The sequence below is a fragment of the Halochromatium glycolicum genome (assembly GCF_016584085.1).
In the GTDB taxonomy this organism is placed as follows: Bacteria; Pseudomonadota; Gammaproteobacteria; order Chromatiales; family Chromatiaceae; genus Lamprobacter; species Lamprobacter glycolicus.
On sequence record NZ_NRSJ01000002.1, the window covers coordinates 45,602 to 62,857 of the forward strand.

Annotated in this window: 16 protein-coding genes; 6 read left to right on the forward strand and 10 right to left on the reverse strand. The window is 65.0% G+C overall.

The window, feature by feature from the left end:
- Positions 1–64: 64 nt before the first annotated feature.
- The 10 genes from CKO40_RS01460 to CKO40_RS01505 all read right to left on the reverse strand — a co-directional run bounded on the left by CKO40_RS01460 (position 65) and on the right by CKO40_RS01505 (position 10,215).
- Positions 65–736, reverse strand: coding sequence for a hypothetical protein (locus tag CKO40_RS01460; protein ID WP_200344059.1), 672 nt, complete (start codon positions 734–736; stop codon positions 65–67).
- Positions 737–885: 149 nt separating this feature from the next.
- Positions 886–1,569, reverse strand: a complete 684-nt coding sequence (locus CKO40_RS01465; protein WP_200344061.1) for a phosphatase PAP2 family protein — start codon at positions 1,567–1,569, stop codon at positions 886–888.
- A 15-nt stretch (positions 1,570–1,584) separates the two neighbouring features.
- Entirely contained in the window at positions 1,585–1,737 is a 153-nt protein-coding gene (locus CKO40_RS01470; protein ID WP_200344063.1) for a DUF5989 family protein, read from the reverse strand.
- Complete coding sequence (locus CKO40_RS01475; protein ID WP_200344065.1) at positions 1,737–2,141, reverse strand: SxtJ family membrane protein; 405 nt, start codon at positions 2,139–2,141, stop codon at positions 1,737–1,739. Before CKO40_RS01475 ends, CKO40_RS01470 begins: the two co-directional genes overlap by 1 nt.
- Before the next feature lie 41 nt (positions 2,142–2,182).
- Positions 2,183–4,027: a carbamoyltransferase family protein gene (locus tag CKO40_RS01480; RefSeq protein WP_200344067.1), complete on the reverse strand. Its 1,845-nt coding sequence runs from the start codon at positions 4,025–4,027 to the stop codon at positions 2,183–2,185.
- Positions 4,028–4,210: 183 nt separating this feature from the next.
- Entirely contained in the window at positions 4,211–5,725 is a 1,515-nt protein-coding gene (locus CKO40_RS01485) for a glycosyltransferase family 39 protein (RefSeq protein ID WP_200344069.1), read from the reverse strand.
- 140 nt (positions 5,726–5,865) lie between these two features.
- Positions 5,866–6,804 carry a hypothetical protein gene (locus tag CKO40_RS01490; RefSeq protein WP_200344071.1) on the reverse strand — a complete coding sequence of 313 codons (939 nt, stop codon included), beginning with the start codon at positions 6,802–6,804 and terminating at the stop codon, positions 5,866–5,868.
- Positions 6,801–7,946 (reverse strand): glycosyltransferase, encoded by a 1,146-nt coding sequence (locus CKO40_RS01495; protein WP_200344073.1) that lies wholly within the window; start codon positions 7,944–7,946, stop codon positions 6,801–6,803. The genes CKO40_RS01490 and CKO40_RS01495 overlap by 4 nt, the downstream gene beginning before the upstream one ends.
- Before the next feature lie 29 nt (positions 7,947–7,975).
- Positions 7,976–9,106, reverse strand: coding sequence for a glycosyltransferase (locus CKO40_RS01500; protein ID WP_200344075.1), 1,131 nt, complete (start codon positions 9,104–9,106; stop codon positions 7,976–7,978).
- Positions 9,103–10,215: a glycosyltransferase gene (locus CKO40_RS01505; RefSeq protein WP_200344077.1), complete on the reverse strand. Its 1,113-nt coding sequence runs from the start codon at positions 10,213–10,215 to the stop codon at positions 9,103–9,105. Before CKO40_RS01505 ends, CKO40_RS01500 begins: the two co-directional genes overlap by 4 nt.
- A gap of 115 nt (positions 10,216–10,330) precedes the next feature.
- Here CKO40_RS01505 and CKO40_RS01510 point away from each other — a divergent pair, with 115 nt between their 5' ends.
- Genes CKO40_RS01510 through waaA form a run of 6 tightly spaced genes read left to right on the forward strand, consistent with a single transcriptional unit; the run spans position 10,331 to position 17,247 of the window.
- Complete coding sequence (locus tag CKO40_RS01510) at positions 10,331–11,644, forward strand: O-antigen ligase family protein (RefSeq protein WP_200344079.1); 1,314 nt, start codon at positions 10,331–10,333, stop codon at positions 11,642–11,644.
- Entirely contained in the window at positions 11,641–12,762 is a 1,122-nt protein-coding gene (gene waaF, locus CKO40_RS01515) for a lipopolysaccharide heptosyltransferase II (RefSeq protein ID WP_200344081.1), read from the forward strand. The genes CKO40_RS01510 and waaF overlap by 4 nt, the downstream gene beginning before the upstream one ends.
- Entirely contained in the window at positions 12,759–13,850 is a 1,092-nt protein-coding gene (locus CKO40_RS01520) for a glycosyltransferase (protein ID WP_200344083.1), read from the forward strand. The genes waaF and CKO40_RS01520 overlap by 4 nt, the downstream gene beginning before the upstream one ends.
- Positions 13,847–14,962: a glycosyltransferase gene (locus tag CKO40_RS01525; protein WP_338074093.1), complete on the forward strand. Its 1,116-nt coding sequence runs from the start codon at positions 13,847–13,849 to the stop codon at positions 14,960–14,962. Before CKO40_RS01520 ends, CKO40_RS01525 begins: the two co-directional genes overlap by 4 nt.
- Before the next feature lie 49 nt (positions 14,963–15,011).
- Entirely contained in the window at positions 15,012–15,848 is an 837-nt protein-coding gene (locus tag CKO40_RS01530; protein WP_242476713.1) for a polysaccharide deacetylase family protein, read from the forward strand.
- A 52-nt stretch (positions 15,849–15,900) separates the two neighbouring features.
- Positions 15,901–17,247 (forward strand): lipid IV(A) 3-deoxy-D-manno-octulosonic acid transferase, encoded by a 1,347-nt coding sequence (gene waaA, locus CKO40_RS01535; protein ID WP_200344087.1) that lies wholly within the window; start codon positions 15,901–15,903, stop codon positions 17,245–17,247.
- The last annotated feature ends 9 nt before the right edge of the window (positions 17,248–17,256 follow it).

Sequence of the window (17,256 nt, forward strand, 5' to 3'; positions counted from 1 at the left end):
TGAGCGGGCGGCGCGGCGGCGCGTTCGCGCAGGAGCGTCCGCTAACGCAGGCGTACGCGGTCGTTCAGACTTCATGGCGGCTCGTCGGGCACGCGTTTTCTTGCAGCTCGCGCGTCACCAACGTCTGCAGACGCTGCGCCTCCCCACTCAGCTCGGCCGGCGGCGAAGGCGCCTGTTGCAACATCGCCGCAGCCTGCCGCAGATCATCGCAGCGGTCCGCGCCCGGCTCGCGACGCAGGGCCCGATAGACGTGCGCCGAGGCGCCATAGATGAACCCGAGGGCGCTATCGGCGACCGCGCTGCGCGCCTGTTCGGCGGCCTCCAGGAGCTTTTCGTTCTCGCGCTCGAGCCGTTGCTCCTGCTCCGAAACATCGAGCCGGTTGCGGCGCTCGCTCAAGGTGAGCAGCAAGCCCCCATGATAGGAGGCCAGACTGGGGGCGTCGCTCGAGCGCTGCAACGCGATGGCTTGACGATAGCCGGATTCGGCGCTGTCGAGCAGGCGCCGAGTCTGTCCGCGCGTCGCCGATGCCTCGACCGGGAGCTGGATCGCGAGTCGTAGGCAGGCATCGGCATGGCTGGCATGGGCCGCCGCGCAGGCGTTGCCAGGCTGTTCACAGTCGAGCCGGGAATGGGCGACCGCCTCCCAATCGCTCGCGTCGACCAGCGCATAGAGCTCTTCTGCGGACAGCGGCGGTCCAACGGGATGCATCTTGCAGCCCGCGGTCACTAGAAGCATCAATGCGATCGCTAGCCAGAATGAAGAACGAGCAGCGTCTGGGCAAGTGGTCAGGGTGCGCGTCTTCGCTGAGTACGGCTGAAGATCATCGAGGTCTCCGCTGATGGTCAAGCCGCGGTTCGCTTGCCTTGCTTGCTGCGGCATGGCGTTCACAGCCTCTCCCCGTCGCGATCTGCGATGGGTGGTGAATGCGGGTCGAGGAAACGCCGCAGCAGCAGATAACCAAGCCAAACCAGCAATATTGAGGTGACCGCATCGCTCAGGAAATGGCCGCCGGCCGCGATCCGCGCCAGTGCCGTCGCGAGCAGATAACCGACTGCAGCGAGCGTCCATCCGGAGCGCGCTCCGGACAGGACAGCCGCGACCGCGACCAGCCAGGCGGCGGCCGCGACATGGCCCGACGAGAACGACCCACCACCCTGATCCGAGAGCACGAACGCCGGGGTGAACTGCTTGCTGCCGCCGAACTGCTCGAGCTGGACCGGGCGCGCCCGTCCCCAGTGCTCCTTCAGGACCTGATTGACGACCAGGCCGGGCACCAACGCGAGCAACAGCAGCAGGAAGGCGAGCCGGCGGCCAGTGACCCGCGGCGCCGGTCGGCGCCGTGAACGGCTCCAGGCCCAAGCGGCGATCAGGCCGCTGCCGATGCCAATCAAGGCCTTGTCGATCGAGCCATAGACGAGCTGCTCCCAGGGCGTTCCCCGGGCCGCGAAGCCGCCCTCCGGCGCCGCGAACAGCGCCGCGACGGCGAGATCGAGCTGCGGGAACGCGAGCCAGAGATCGGCGAACGCAACGAACAGGATGGCGGCCAGCAGCAGCGGTCGGGTGCGCATCGAGCAGGGTCGGTCTCAGAACAGGGTGTAGAGGAACGGGGCGACGGCGGAGCCCTGCGCGAGCACGATCAGCCCGCCCAGCAGCAGCATCACCAGGATGATCGGGGCCAGCCAGAACTTCTTGCGCTCGCGCATGAAGCCCCAGAGGTCTTTGAGGAGATCACGCATCAGTACGGCCGCTCCATTGAGCTCGGTGGTTGGATTTGGCTCTGGGTGCGGTAGGTCTCGGCATCCGGGTCGAGGCGCCGCTGCATCGGGTCGTGGCCGCTCAGGCGCATGATCCAGCCGGCCGGCACGAACAGGGCGCAATAGACCAAGCCGAGGATCAGCGGGGTCGTGATCCGGCTCATGACGAGCCCGAAGCGCATCCAGCCGCGATAGAGCGGCCGCAGCGTTCGCGGCGCCAGCAGACCCCAGAGCGCGAGCACGGCCGCCACCGCCCAGGGCCAGCGCGGCCAGGCGGTGTCGAACAGCCAGGGCAGCAGCAGTGCGAACAGCAGGACGAGGAGTACGGCCGTGCTGAGCGCGAAGCGGCGCAGACCGGCGCGGTCCAGGTCGGGGATCGGATGCATGGGCTAAGTCTTGCTGTGGGCCTCGGGGCTCGCGTTCGGTGTCAGTCCAACGCGTACTCGTGCTGCCAGCTCGGGTCCTGCGCGTGCGCCGGCTGCTCGGACTTGGCGAGCAGACAGTTCTCCATGACCAGGTAGTCCATCTCGGTGCGCAGGAAGCAGCGGTAGGCATCCGCCGGCGAGCAGACGATCGGCTCCCCGCGCACGTTGAACGAGGTATTGACCAGCAGCGGTACGCCGGTGCGCTCGGCGAAGGCCGAGATCAAATGGTGGAAGCGCGGGTTGGTCTCGCGGTGGACCGTCTGGAGGCGCGCCGAGTGATCGACATGGGTGATCGCCGGCACCTGCGAGCGGGTGATCTGTAGCTGCTCGAGACCCGTCAACCGCTGCTCGGCCGCGCTGGCCTCGGTGCGCTTGGACGCGGCCACCGGCGCGACGATCAGCATGTAAGGACTCGGCGCCGCCTGCGCGAACCAGTCGCCGACCTGCTCGGCGAGCACCGCTGGCGCGAATGGGCGGAACGACTCGCGATACTTGATCTTCAGGTTCATCACCGACTGCATCCTTGGGTTGCGCGGGTCGCCGAGGATCGAGCGCGCCCCGAGCGCGCGCGGCCCGAACTCCATCCGGCCCTGGAACCAGCCGATCACCTGACCGTCGGCGAGCAGCTCGGCGAGCGTCGCCATCAAGGCCGGATCGTCGAGCGCGCTGAACGGCGCCTGCCGCTCATGCAAGAAGGCCTCGATCTCGGCGTTGCTGTACCGCGGACCGAGGAAGCTGCCCTGCATCCGGTCGTGCTCGGCACCGTTGCGAGGTTGATCCAGGTATTGATGCCAGGCCGCGAGCGCTGCGCCGAGCGCGCCGCCGGCATCACCGGCCGCGGGCTGAACCCAAAGCTCCGTGAACGGCCCTTCGCGCTGCAGCCGGCCGTTGGCGACGCAGTTCAGCGCGACCCCGCCGGCGAGACAGAGCCGGTCGGTATCGAGCTCGCGCCGCAGGGTGCGGGCGAGGCGCAGCACGATCTCCTCGGTGACCACTTGCACCGAGCTTGCCAGGTCCATCTCGCGCTGGGTGATCGGCGCCTCCGGCTGGCGCGGCGGTCCGCCGAACAGGCGCGCGAAGGCGCGGCTGGTCATCGTCAGCCCGTTGGCGTAGTTGAAATAGCGCATGTCCATCCGGAAACTGCCGTCGTCCTTGAGGTCGATCAGATGCTCACGGATCAGATCCGCATAGCGCGGCGCGCCGTAGGGCGCGAGCCCCATCAGCTTGTACTCGCCGGAGTTGACCTTGAAGCCGGCGAAGTAGGTGAAGGCCGAGTAGAGCAGCCCGAGCGAATGCGGGAAGCGGATCTCCCACTGTGGCGTCAGCCGGTTGCCGTCGCCGAGCCAGGCGCTGGTGGTCGCCCATTCGCCGACGCCATCCAGGCAGAGCACCGCGGCGCGCGCGAACGGGCTGGCGAAGAAGGCCGAGGCGGCATGCGCCTGATGGTGCTCGGTGAACAGCAGCGGCGGCAAGGCTGCGACCTCAATGCCGCCGAGGGTGGCGAGCTCCTGCTTGAGCAGGTCCTTCAGGAACAGCTTCTCCTTGAGCCAGATCGGCATCGCGGTGATGAAGGAGCGCAGGCCGCGCGGCGCATAGGCGAGATAGGTCTCGAGCAGGCGCTCGAACTTGATCAACGGCTTGTCGTAGAAGACGACCCGGTCGAGCGCGGCGAGGCGGATGCCGGCCGCGTCGAGGCAGTAGCGGATCGCATCGGCCGGGAAGCGGGCATCGTGCTTGGCGCGCGAGAAGCGCTCCTGTTGGGCAGCCGCGACGAGTTCACCATCGCGCAGCAGGCAGGCCGCGCTGTCGTGATAGAACGCCGAGATGCCAAGGATGTCGACCGCCATCGCGCTCGCAATCGTCTCTGTGACCAAAGGCCGGTGCGGCAAGGCCGCGTGAGGCGGCGGAGTATAACGGAGATCGCGCGTGCGGTTGGCTCGGCGGTCGCGTTGGGGCTGTTGGGGGCGTTTGCCGGCGCGTTCTGTCCGGAGGTAGGCGGCAGGGCGGATGAAACGGGTTTCGGGCCGGGTTCAGGGCCGCCGTGCTTCCGGGTCGCCGAGCGTCCAGTAAAGCCGGTGCGCTTGATCCGGCATCCAGTGCAGCGGAGCGCTGACCTGGCGGGATGGGGCCAGCCGGTTCAGGCCGAGCTCGGCGGTGAGCCAGCGCATGAACCGGGAATCCGGTTGCAATGGCTGCTCGCTGACGATCAGCCATTGGCTGGCCTGCTCAGGCGCCGCGAACGGATTGCGCTGGGACAGCACCCGTGCGTCAGGGAAATGCAATCGTAGGTTCCCGGCCAGCGGATCGGAGGGGGCGACGATGACCTCGGGGGCGCCGATCTCGGCCCGGATCTGGGCGGCCAGCTCGGCATAGGGAAGGTTGAGCCGCGAGGGCCGCTCGGGATTGGCGAGCAGCGCCTGACCCGGCAGCGCGATGCTGACCCCGAGCAGCACGACCAAGGCGATGCTGCGAAAGACCTGGAAGCCGCGACCCGCGCCTGGCTCGGCCCAGCACGCGAGCAGCAAGGGAACGAAGAAGGTCAACGGCTGCAGCCAATGCTCCTGGAAGTCGCGGGCGCCGGTCGTCAGGATCATCAACAAGGCGAGCAGCAGCATCGCGATCCAGCCTCGGAGCAGCAGCGCAACGCCGGGCTCGGTGTCGCGTTGGCGGATGCGCTGGAGGATATGCTGGCGGATGTGCTGGGGCCGGACGACGAGCATCGCGAGCAGCAATAACGCGCCGAGGCTCGCGAGGATGCCGGCCCCGAGCTCCGAGAGTCCAGCGAAGCCGAGTCCCGCGCCCATCTCGAGCTTCTGAAAGCCGACTTGGGCCTTGCTGAGATGGCCGCCGACCCAGACCAGGTGCGGCAGCAGCAGCGCGCCGGCGAGGCCAAGGGTCAAAAGCGCCCGTGCGGACCAGAGGACGGCGCGAAAGGCGGGCAGGGACAACGCCGCGAGCCCTAGGCCGGCCGCGAACAGGCCGTAGTTGTACTTGCTAAGGGCGCCGAGGCCGAGCAGCAGGCCGAGCAGCAGATAATGCCCGATGCTTGGCGCGCGCCGCAGCCGCAGCAGCTGAAACAGGGTCCAGGCCGCGACGGTGACGGCGAGCACGGTGTGCGTGAAGTTGCGCTGATCCTCCCAGACGATCTGCGGGATCAGCGCCAAGCCCAGAACGGCGATCCACTGTTGCGCCGGTGACAGCTTCAGCTCGCGGCCGATCAGCGCCACCGCCGCGACCAGCAGCGTCAGCAGCAGCGCCTTGAGCGCGAGCAGGACGGCCAGGCTCGGCCCGGTCAGCAGGAACAGGGCCTTGACGATCCAGGTGTAGAGCGGCGGCTGGCTGTTGTAGCCGAGCTGCCAGACCTGGCCGAGCAGAAGCTGCTCGGCGTGATCCCACTCCGCGGTGCTCGAGACGAGACCGAGCAGGACGGCGTTGAGCATGAAGTACGCGAGCGCTCCTCCGATCAGGAACACTGTCGTGTCGAGACCGCGTTTTTCACCCGAAGCGGTGCGCAAGGTTGGGCGGAAGGCCTGATCGTTGTCCATATCGCTTGCCTTACTGGAAAACGTAGAAGCGGGATTGATGGAGCGGCGTGATTGAGGGGCGATTGTTGAGACGTGATTGACAATCCCTGTGGCAGGGCGCGGCACAGAGCGGCTTGGGGTTCCATTCAACCGACTTGTGCTCAAGCCATCATCGGATAGCCCAGCGCCTTGAGCGGTAAACCGGTCTGTTGGGCAAGCTCATGGTTGGGGGTGGCGAAGTGCTCCTCGATCTCCGCCACCAAGCGCGCGCCGAGCAGATCAGGGGCCGACTGGCGCGGACCGCTCAGCGGAGAGCGGCTGAGCCAGAGCGGGAGGTTGCTACGGATCTTGTTGGAGATGAGCGGTCCGATCCAGCGCTTGTCGAGTACGCTTCGGTAGGTCAGGTGGTTGAGGATACGCGCAGCGACCATGGCGTTGCGGCTCAGCCCTTGGTTGCTCGGGCGATAGTCTAACCGGGTGATGTCAACCTTGATGCCGAACCGCTCAACGAAGGCGGCGACGAATGATCGAGGGTCATCGCGGAACAGCTCGAAGGCGAAGATATGGACCCGAGAATCACCGAATAGCCGGCGATAATGCTGGGTCAGCCCCCGGTAGTCGAGAAATCCCAGCGAGAAGACCGGATACTTGAACGGGTGGCGGCGCACGTCGTTGCGCCAGCGATCTGGGCACAGGTAACGCCGCGGACTATGCGTGCCGCCCTCGCGCAGATAGTGTCGGTAAAGCGCCGCGGTCATGTCGACCTGATTGCGGATAAAGATGATTACCTCGCTGTCGGGAAACGTCGACTGCAGTCGCTCGGAAACCACCTTTGAGAAGGCACCATACATCCCGGCGGAGTGGGGGTTACCGCTCAACTCTTCTTCGCAGATGATCAGTGGGCTGCTATCTGACGCTCCGGTCAGGATGTCGCGCGCCCGATCCGGATCGAAGTCGAATGCCCTCTCCATCAACAGCGCCTCCTGCACCGGGCGCCGCGGGATGTAGCAGTGGCTTTGGGTATACGGATAGAGCTGTTTCTGGAACCAGGTGCTGCCGGTCTTGTGATAGCCGACGTGGAGCAGAGCCGCAACTGTCATGAGCTAGAGCCGGTTGACGCCGGCGCCGGGACACCAAGTACCTTCAGATAAGCCGCTGCGCTCTCAGGAATGCGGTAGGGCTCGATGAGCTGCATCAGACTAGCCCGCTCCGCGGGCCGATCGAATTGTGCCGAGATGGCTGCTGCCATCGCAGGCACGGCGCCGACCGGAACCAGGATGCCTGCTCCAGTGTCGTCCAATACCTCTCGGGGTCCGCTTGGGCAGTCGGTTGCGACCACCGGCGTGCCGCAGGCGAGCGCCTCGATGAGTGCGACCGGCAGGCCTTCCCAGCGTGAGCTCAGAACATAGACCGCCGACTTTGCCAGGTATGGGTAGGGATTCGCGACAAAGCCTGGCAGGGCGACATCCGTGCCGACGCCGAGCTCGTCGGCGAGCGTGAGCAATGCATCGCGCCGACGTCCGCGGCCGAGAATCAGCAAACGACATGGGCGTGTTCGTCGAACCTCAGCGAAGGCTCGAATGAGGGTCGCGAAATCTTTGCGGTAGCCAAGCTCACCGACGCCTAAGACCACGGGTGGCTCGCCTTTGCGAAACCAGGGGTGGTCGAGCGGCTCCTTGCCGAGCTGATCGATCTGATCGCTGACGACCGGACTGCGCACGACCTGGATCTGGGAACGGGCAAGGCCGGTGTAGGCGCTGAGGTCGTTGGCGGCGTCCTCCGACGGCAGGATGATGCGATCCGCCAGCGGGTAGAGGTTCCGCATTGATCTGCGCTGCGTCCAGCGCTCAAGCACACCCCGATCCGCTAGGTTCACCGACACGGTGGTGCCCAGGCGGACGACGAGCTGGGTCTCTGGGCTGGCAAGCGATCGCGCAATGATCGCAATGCGATTCACTCGATCCTTGTCGGTCAGGAGTGCTGCCGGCCTTTCCCGATGGAGATAGCGAATCAGTCCGGGCAAGGCCGTGTTGACATGAGCGGCGCCGAGCTCGATACGCCGCGCGCATCGCAATCCGTCCACAGCGATTGAGGGACCGTGTCCGCGGATCACCAGCAGATCGACCGGTTGGTCCCAAGCGTCGAACTGAAGAACGAGGTTCTTGATGATCCGATCGACCCCACTATGGCCGGACGTCGCGACAAAGATCGCGATCCGAGGGCTAGTTGGTGCGCTCGACACGGGCTCAACGCTCTTCGTCTGAGTTGGGATCACGGTGCCCGCAGCCCCAATACGTCAGCGTAGTGTGCCGCGCTGGCCTCAGCGTTAAATCGCTCAGCACCTGCGCGCAAGCGTTGCGGGTCGGTTGGCCGTTGAAGCATCGACTGCATGGCGGCCGCGAGTGCGTTCGGATCGTTTACCGGTACTAGAGCACCGAGCTCGCCGTTGTCGAGAATATCTCGGGCCCCACTTGGGCAGTCGGTGGATACGCAGGGCGTGCCGAGCGTCAGTGCCTCCATCAGCGCATTGTTAGAGCCCTCGAAGCGCGATGAGCAAACGAATAGGTCTGCTGCCGCGATATACGGGAATGGGTTTTTCTGGTAACCGACTAAGTCGACGCGGTCGGCGATGCCCAACTGTTGGGATAGTCCCGATAACCTGTCTCGTTTGCGTCCCGTGCCGCAGATGATCAGCCGTGCGTCGATCTTTCTTGTCAGCCGCGCGAACGCGCGCAGTAAGAGCGCGTGATTCTTCTGTCGCACAAGTCGGCCAACGGCAACGATGATTGGCTGATGCTTGTCAGTCAGCCAAGGATGAGAGGTCGATTCCGCGGCCATCTGGGTAATACGTTCTTGGTCGACCGGATTCCATATGGTTGTGATTTTCGGTCTTGTTGTGACTCGGGTGCGATTTTCTCCAAGCATGCGCTCCAATGCATTGCTAACCCCGGACGAGTTTCCAATCAGTATATCAGCGTCGAGATAAAGCCGCTTCAGTCTTCGCTGTTTCCAGTATGCCGTCAAAGGGCTGTTGTGCCTGAGCTTCTCCGGCACATTGATGCCGACCCGGAACGCAGTGAGTGGACGTCCTGCTCCTATCAGGTTGCGTTTCAAGAGAAGATTCGATTGATCCTTATTGCTGAGGATGGCCTGGGGGCTATTATCTTCAAGATACCCCTTCAGCAATCGGCTCGCAGCGGCTCGATCGGCTACGTCGATCTCAAAAAGACCGACCTTGTCGTCAATTGCCTCAAGGTCGGGGTGGTCTCTGGATGGGATCAGTAGGTCAACCGCAATGCTGCGTGCGAGCAATCCGTTGATCAAGGTTGTCATGACCCGTCCGATTCCGCCCGCACCGGAACGGAAACCGATCATGGCCAGTTTCGGGCTTGCGTGAGTCATCGATGACCTTCGGGTAACAACAGCTTTAGATAACGTTCAGCAACCAATTCGGGTGAGAATTCTGCGGCCCGTTCGCGCAGCGGCCTCGGGTCGATCTCGGCGACAAGGGTTTCCGCAATGGCGTCGCGCAACGCGCGACGATCACCGACTGCGACCAGCTGACCGAATCTTCCGTCATCGAGGATCTCATTGGGGCCGCTAGGGCAATCCGTTGCAACCACCGGTGTTCCCATGGCCATGGCCTCGACCAGCACATTGCCGAATCCCTCCCAACGCGAGGACAGCACGAACAGCGCCGCTGCCGCCATGTGAGTGCGGGGATTGGGAACGAAGCCGGGCAGGGCGACCCGGTCGGCGACTCCGAGCTCGGTGGCGAGTGTCAGCAGTGCATCACGGTCAGGACCCTCTCCGAGGATCAGCAGTCGAGCCTGCGGGTTGTGCTCAAGGCCGGCAAAGGCTTGGATCAGGGTCGCAAAGTCCTTTTGCGCCGCCAACCGCCCGGCACCCAGGATCACCGGCCCCGAACCATCGGTGAGCCAAGGGTGCAGCGGGGCGTCGCTGTCATGATCGGCTGTCGCAATCGGGTTGTGGAGTGTCTTGATCTTCGGTCGGGTTGCCGGAGCCAGCTGGCCGAGATCGTCGGCCACACCGTTGGAGACGCAGACGATCGCATCCGCGCGCGGGTAGGACCGATTCAATGCGTGCAGCCGCAGCCAGCGCCTGAGGGGATTCAATCGCGAGAGTCCGGGCGACACCGCATTGTGCACGCTCAGCACGATGCGCGCCTGTCCGCCGGCGTAGCCTGCGGCGAGCAGGTTCGCGCGATGCCCGGCGGCTAGAAGCGCTATTGGCCGTCGCTGCTCAAGGTACCGTCCTAGGCGTCGCTTGTGCTGGCGACGACCCCCTGCGCCGAGGTTGTGGAGCCTGACTTCGGTGGAGAGATGCGGCAACGCATGTCGTGGATCACCGGCAGAGAAGGTGACCAGCTCGACCGTTCGGCCTGCCGCGTCGAGCGCGGCTGCCAGCGACGTCACCACTGGTGTGATGCCGCCGTGGGCGCGGCCGGCGTTTCGCCCGATCGGGCTCAGGATGGCGATCTCGGTTAACATTTGCGCTTCTGTGACGATGGCGTCGCATAGTACAGGAGCGCCGCTCCGCTGTCCGGGCCCGAAGAGCGGCGCCTCGTCATGTATCCGACCCACCAAGCGCTTGCTGTCCCTTCGCGTGAACACCCTGAATGCCCTTTTGACGCCCAGCTGGCTCGAAACGCTCCGGATCGGTACGCTCTACCTCCTCGCGCTGAGCCTGTTTCTGGTACCGGTCGGGGTTGGGGGCGGCTTGGCATTGGTCTGGGTTTGGATGGCTGCGGCGATGATCGTTCGTCACCCTGTACCAACCCATCCGGCGGTCTGGCTGGCCCTGTCCTTTGCGCTTTACTGTCTGGTACAGGCCGGTATTCCTCGGCTTGTTGTCGATGATCCGGGGCTACGCTGGGGCACGGCCTGGAGCTGGGCGCAGATCGTTGTGTTCGTGCCAGTTGCCTATGCGCTGCGGGGGGATCAGCGCCTCGTGCTCAGGCTGCTGTTGACCAGCCTAATCGGCTTGCTCCTCGGGATGATCTGGCGTACAGACTGGGCGCTGCTGATTCAAAGCCCAGCCGCCTTTGCCGATTCGCGTCCGGGATTCGGTTTTCCGACCCTCGCCTATGCCCTGTTCGCCGGTACCGCATTACTTGGGCTGGTGATATTGCGCCGGCGCTGCTGGTATGACTCGGCCGGCCGTCTGCGCTGGTGGGCGCTCTTGCCATGGACGTTTGCGACCCTCGTGGTGGCCGAAGGCGTGGTCCTGAGCCAGGCGCGGGGGAGCTGGCTGTCGTTGGTGCTGGTCACGCTGATCGGTGTCGGCGTTTGGTGGTTGCGGCAGCGCCGGCGCGGCGGAGCGTTGCCGCGTGCGAAGATCGCGGCTGTCTTGGCTGCCCTGTTGCTCTTGATCGGCCTGAACTCGAATGAGATCGTCGATCGGTTGAATGAGGAACGGGCGGTCGTCGATCAGCTCCTAGAGGGTGAGCTCCTGACCGACGAGATCACTTCGCTGACCCTGCGCTGGCATGCGCTGGTGCTCGGCCTAGAGCGATGGCAGGAACGCCCCTGGTTTGGCTGGGGGCCGGGGGCAAGCCGGCCATTGATGGCGGACAGTAATGAGCCGGGCCTACTCTATCCAGAGCCCGACGGGAGCGTGCTCAAGCATCTGCACAATAGCTATCTCGAGCTGATGGTCCAGCTCGGCCTGATCGGTCTCGGGCTCTGGCTGGCGGTCGCGGTGCTGCTCCTCCTGGGGCTCTATCGGTTGGTCCAGCGCGGGGAGCTGAGCGCTGATCTCGGCTGGTTCCTGGGGCTGGCCCTGCTATACCTGGCGTTCTGGAGCCACTTCAACTTCCGAATGGTGAACCAGGACTTCCGTGGCTATTGGTCGCTTCTGGCCGGTGCCGCGCTGAGCTTCAGCCTCTATCGGGGAGGGGGAAGCCCATCGCTGCGATGAAAGTGGGCGCAGGCCAGCGGCAGCCAGAGCGTATCCTGCTGATCCGTCTCAGTGCGATCGGGGATATTGTCTTCGCTTCGCCGTTGATCGCGACTGTCCGCCAGCGCTGGCCGCAGGCCTCTATCGCCTGGTTGGCGCAGCCCGATTGTGCGCCGTTGCTTCAGCACCATCCAGACCTCGATGAGATCATCCCATGGCCGCTTCCCCACTGGCGCGATCTGTGGCGGAAGCGTCGGTTCATGCAATTGCTGAAGGAGCTGCGGGCGGCGAGGCGGGCGCTTCGTGCGCGGCGTTTCGATCTCGCGCTGGACCTGCAAGGTCTGCTCAAGAGCGCCCTGCCAGCATGGCTGTCTGGCGCCTCGGAGCGCATCGGCCTCGGGTCGCGTGAGGGCGGATCGTTACTGATGACCCGTGTCCTGGACCGCGGGCCTGATCGCGCACAGATCAGCTCCGAATATCATCACCTCGCGCAGTCATTGGCCCTGCCGACCGATCGTTTCCGGCTCGCACTCTATCCGGGACAAGAGGCTGCGGCCGCCGCCGAGGCGTTGATCGGCGAGCAGGGGCTGGCGTCTGGCTTTGCGGTGATCTGCCCCTTTACGACGCGTGCGCAGAAGCACTGGCTGGCCGAGCGTTGGCCGACGCTCGCCGCGCAGATCCGGCAGCGGTTCGGCCTGCCGACCCTGATGCTGGGCGGGCCCGGCGATTGCGTTGCGGCGGCCGAGATCACGACATTGGCAGGCGGCCGGATCATCAATCTGGTCGGGCAGACCTCACTGCTCACCGCCGCTGCGCTGATCGAGCGCGCGCGGCTGCTGGTCGGTGTTGATACCGGCCTCAGTCATATGGGGATCGCCTTCGAGCGTCCGACGGTCCTGCTGTTCGGCTCGACCTGCCCCTATACCGAGACCGGCACTGCCAATGCTCGCGTGCTCTACCATCGGCGTGATTGCTCGCCCTGTCGGAGGCGGCCGACCTGCGACGGCGCGTTCAGCTGCATGCGTGACATCGAGGTGGATGAGGTGATGGCGACCTTGGCCGATCTCGATGAGCGGGCCGGTCTTGTTAAGCCCATTGATCGCGACGACTTGGCCGATCAATCGGCGAATCGAGCATGAGGGCGCTGCACGTCGAGGGCGGGGCGCACCTCTATGGTGGCGCCCAACAGGTGCTCTATCTATTGGAGGGGCTTTCCGCTCGCGGAATCGAGAATCACCTCGCTTGCCGGCGCGGCTGCGATCTCGCGCTGCGGGCAGAGCCATTCGCTCAGGTCCACGGGATGCCGATGGGCGGCGATCTGGACCTGGCGCTGATCCCCCGGCTCTATCGGCTGATTCGTCGGCTACAGCCGGATCTCGTGCATCTGCACAGCCGGATCGGTGCGGATGTGATGGGCGGCATCGCGTCAAGGTTGGCTGGTGTGCCCGTGGTCCATACCCGCAGGGTCGATAACCCGGAGCCGCGCTGGCTGGTCGCGCTCAAGTATCGGCTGCACGATCGGGTGATCGCGATCTCCGAAGGGATCGCGCAGATACTGCGCGCGGAAGGGTTGCCAGCGTCGAAGCTGCGGCTGGTGCGCAGTGCGGTCGATGCGGGACGATTCGCGCAGCCGTGCCGGCATGCGGTCATCACTGATCGGCTCGGCCTTCCCAGAGGGGCGGTAATGATCGGTGTGGTTGCGCAGCTTATTGAGCGTAAGGGGCACGCTGTGCTGCTGCAGGCGCTGCCGTCGCTGTTGGCGGGTCAGCCGTACCTTCATGTCTTGTTTCTTGGGCAGGGGACGCTTGAACAGGCGTTAAAACGACAGGTCGCCCAAAAGGGGCTTGTCGACCATGTCCATCTGATGGGTTTCCGCGACGACATGGCTGAGATCTTCCCCTGCCTGAGTCTGCTGGTGCATCCAGCGTTGATGGAGGGGCTCGGGGTTTCCTTGCTGCAGGCGGCGGCGGCCGGAGTGCCGGTGGTAGCGAGCCGGGCTGGCGGCATACCGGAGGCCGTTGAGGATGGCGAAACCGGTCTTCTGGTGCCGCCTGGTGATGCCGACTCGCTGCAGCGGGCGGTTCGCTTGATACTCGCCGATGAAAGGTTGGGCCGGCAGTTCGGGCAAGCTGGCGCGGCCCGGGTGCGGCGCCTGTTCTCGATCGAGACGATGGTCGGTGGGAATCTAGGGGTATATCGAGAACTCGTCGGGGAGGTTCGGGCGTGAGCGATTGGCGCGAACTGGGCTGGCCTTCGAGCCTCCAGTTGATTGGTAGCAAGGGGCTTGGTGGAGCGGAGCGTTGGTTTCAACGTTTCTGTGACGCGTTGGCAGATTGTCGGGCGCCGGCTGCAATGGGCATCCGTTCCGGCAGCGGGATCGACCAGGCACGTCGCGAAGGTATCGGTGCGCAATTGCCTTGCTATCGCTTACCATTCCGCACGGTCTGGGATCCGATCTCGCGGATGGACGCGACTCGGCTCATGCGCCGCGTCAAACCCCAGATCGTCCAAACCTATATGGGTCGGGCGACCCGTTTGACCCAGCCGCATCAACTTGGGCGACCGCGGCCGCTGCATGTTGCGCGGCTCGGTGGCTACTATCGGCTCGGCCCTTATCGGCACGCGGATGCGTGGGTCGGGAATACGCGTCAGCTCTGCGATTGGATGGTTGCTCAGGGCCTGCCGTCTTCCAGGGTCCATCAGATCTATAACTTCGTTGATCCGGCGCCGGAGCTCGCGCTGATAGAGCGCGAGCGGCTTCGGCAGGATCTCGGCTTGATCGAGGATGAATGGGCGCTGCTCGCACTGGGGCGTTTCGTTACCTTTAAGGGGCATCATTATCTTATTGATGCGCTTGCACGTTTGCCGACAGAGATTGACGGGCGGCCATGGCGGCTATTGCTGCTCGGTGAGGGGCCGCTGGAGGCCGCGCTGAGGAGCCAGGCTGAGGCAAGCGATGTCGCCGATCGCATCCTCTGGCTCGGCTGGCGGTCCGATGCGGATGCCTATCTGCAGCTTGCGGATCTAGTGGTGTTCCCATCGCTCGAATCGGAGACGCTCGGAAATGTGATCCTAGAGGCATGGGCACATTCCCGGCCGCTGGTAACGACGGCTTGTCGCGGTGCCCTTGAGATCACCCGTCATGGTGAAGACGCTTGGCGAGTCCCTTGCACCGATTCGGTGGCCTTGGCGAAGGGCATCGAAAAGGTATTGAACGATCCCGGACTGGGGAGTTCGCTCGCGCGGCGCGGCCGCGAGCGGGTCGAGCGCGACTTCTCTCGTGATGCGATCATGCAACAGTATTGGGCGCTCTACACCGATCTGGCCAATCATGGTTGACCACGTTTCTCGCGTTCACATTGGCCCTAAGCCGCGCTTGTCCGTCCTGATGTATCACCAGGTCGGGCGCTTCAAGGCGATGAAGGCGCATCGGGCCAACTATTGCGATGCCGGCCGATTTGCTCGGCAGATGCGATTGCTTGCGATGGGTCGTTTCCATGTCATCGGTCTCCAACAGGCGCTCTCCGGGCTCTTTGGTGCTGGGCCGCTGCCGCCGCGCGCGGTGCTGCTGACCTTTGACGATGCCTATGCCGGGTTCGTTGACGAAGCCCTGCCGGTCCTCCAAGAATATGATTTTCCGGCTACGGTCTATGCGATCAGCGGATGGGTCGGCAAACGAATGCAATGGGCCGATTCCGGTATGGAGCGCCCACAGCCGGAACTGATGACCGCGGCGCAGCTGCGTGCGGTGCAGGCCGCGGGCATCACTGTCGGTTCGCATAGCCAGACGCACCGCCGATTGGCCGTGCTCGATCCTGCCGAGCAGGCGCAGGAACTGCGCGACAGCCGCAGCGAGCTCGAAGATCTGCTAGGTCAGCCGGTTGAGCACCTTTGTTACCCATTCGGCAGTTTCGATCAGCACAGCGTGCGGTTGGCGGCGCAGGCAGGTTACCGTAGTGCCATGACCTGCCTGCGCGGTGCTGCGACTCGGCTCGACCATCCGTTGCTGTTGCCCCGCAAGGCGATCTCGTTCGGCGACAACCTGATCGGTTTTGCCTGGAAGCTGTTGGTCAAGCACCGGCCCAAGCCGGTGCTTGCGGCTTGGCGTCGGTGGGCTGCCGATGCGCGATTCGAGCAGGACAACGAACTGCTCGATGCACTGGATGGGCAAGGCAGGGCGCCTGCGACGAACTCGGCCCAGGACGCGCACGGAGTCCAATTATGAGTTCCGCAGAGGAGTCGATCAGCGCTTCACATCGACTGAGCCGGGTGCGCTGATGATCTGGCGTTGGCTTTACGCACTGCTTTTGTGGCTGCTGCTGCCCGTCATGCTCGGGCGGTTGGTCTGGCGCGGGCTGCGAAATCGCGGTTATCTCGAAAGCTGGACCGAGCGCATTGGCTACTGGCCGCGGCCGTTGCGTTCGGCCGATGTCTGGATTCACGCGGTTTCGGTGGGCGAGGTCCAGGCGGTGCAGCCGCTGATCCGCGACCTGCTCGCGCGCACGCCGGAGGTCGAGGTGCTGGTCACGACGACGACCCCGACCGGTGCACGCCGGCTGCGTGAGCTGTTCCCGGCGCGGGTGCAGCATGCGTTTACGCCCTACGATCTCGGCTGGATCATGCGCCGGTTCTTGAACCGGGTGCGGCCGCGGCTGGTGCTGGTCGTCGAGACCGAGATCTGGCCAACGATGCTCGCGGCCTGCCAGGGCCGCTCGATCCCGGTCATGCTCGCGAACGCACGCTTGTCTGAGCGCTCCGCGCGCGGTTATGCACGGCTCGGTGGCTTCACTGCGGCGACCTTGCGCCGGTTTGCGGTGATCGCGGCACAGAGTCAGGCCGACGCCGATCGGTTCATTGGTCTCGGTGCGGATGCTGAGCGCGTGCGCATCACCGGGAGCATCAAGTTCGACCTGCAGTTGCCGGCCAGCCTCTGGGATCGGGCCGAGGTGCTGCGCCATGACTGGGGTGTCAACCGGCCGGTCTGGGTTGCAGCGAGCACGCACGAGGGCGAGGAGGAGGCGCTGATCGCGGTTCAACGTCGTTTGCAACGGCGCGTCGATGGGGTGCTGCTGGTCCTGGTGCCGCGGCATCCGGAGCGTTTTGAGCGGGTCGCCGCCTTGCTGCGACGCGAAGGCGTCGCGATGGTGCGCCGCAGTGATGAGCGCACCTGCGGCAACCACTGCTCGGTCTACTTGGTGGACAGCATGGGTGAGCTGACGCTGTTCCTTGCGGCGGCGGATGCCGCCTTTATCGGCGGCAGCCTGGTTCCGGTCGGCGGCCATAATCTGCTCGAGGCAGCCGCATTGGCGGTACCCATTGCAGTCGGCCCGCACTGCTTCAATTTCGCCGAGATCACGCGGCTCCTGGCGGCCGATGGCGGCGCGGTGCAGGTGACCGATGCCGATGCATTGGCCGGACTCCTCGAGCATTGGCTCGGCGATGCCGCCGAGCGAACGCGGGTGGGTGAACAGGCGTTCGGCTTCGTGCAGCGCAACCGCGGTGCGTTGGCGCGGTTGCTCGCATTGGTCGATCAACAGCTCGAGGCCGGGGAGCAAGGCGACGGGACGTCGCCGGCAGGTCCGTCCAGCGGCCGCGGGCTTGCGGGCCAGAGTCGGGCCGGTTGACCGCTTCGG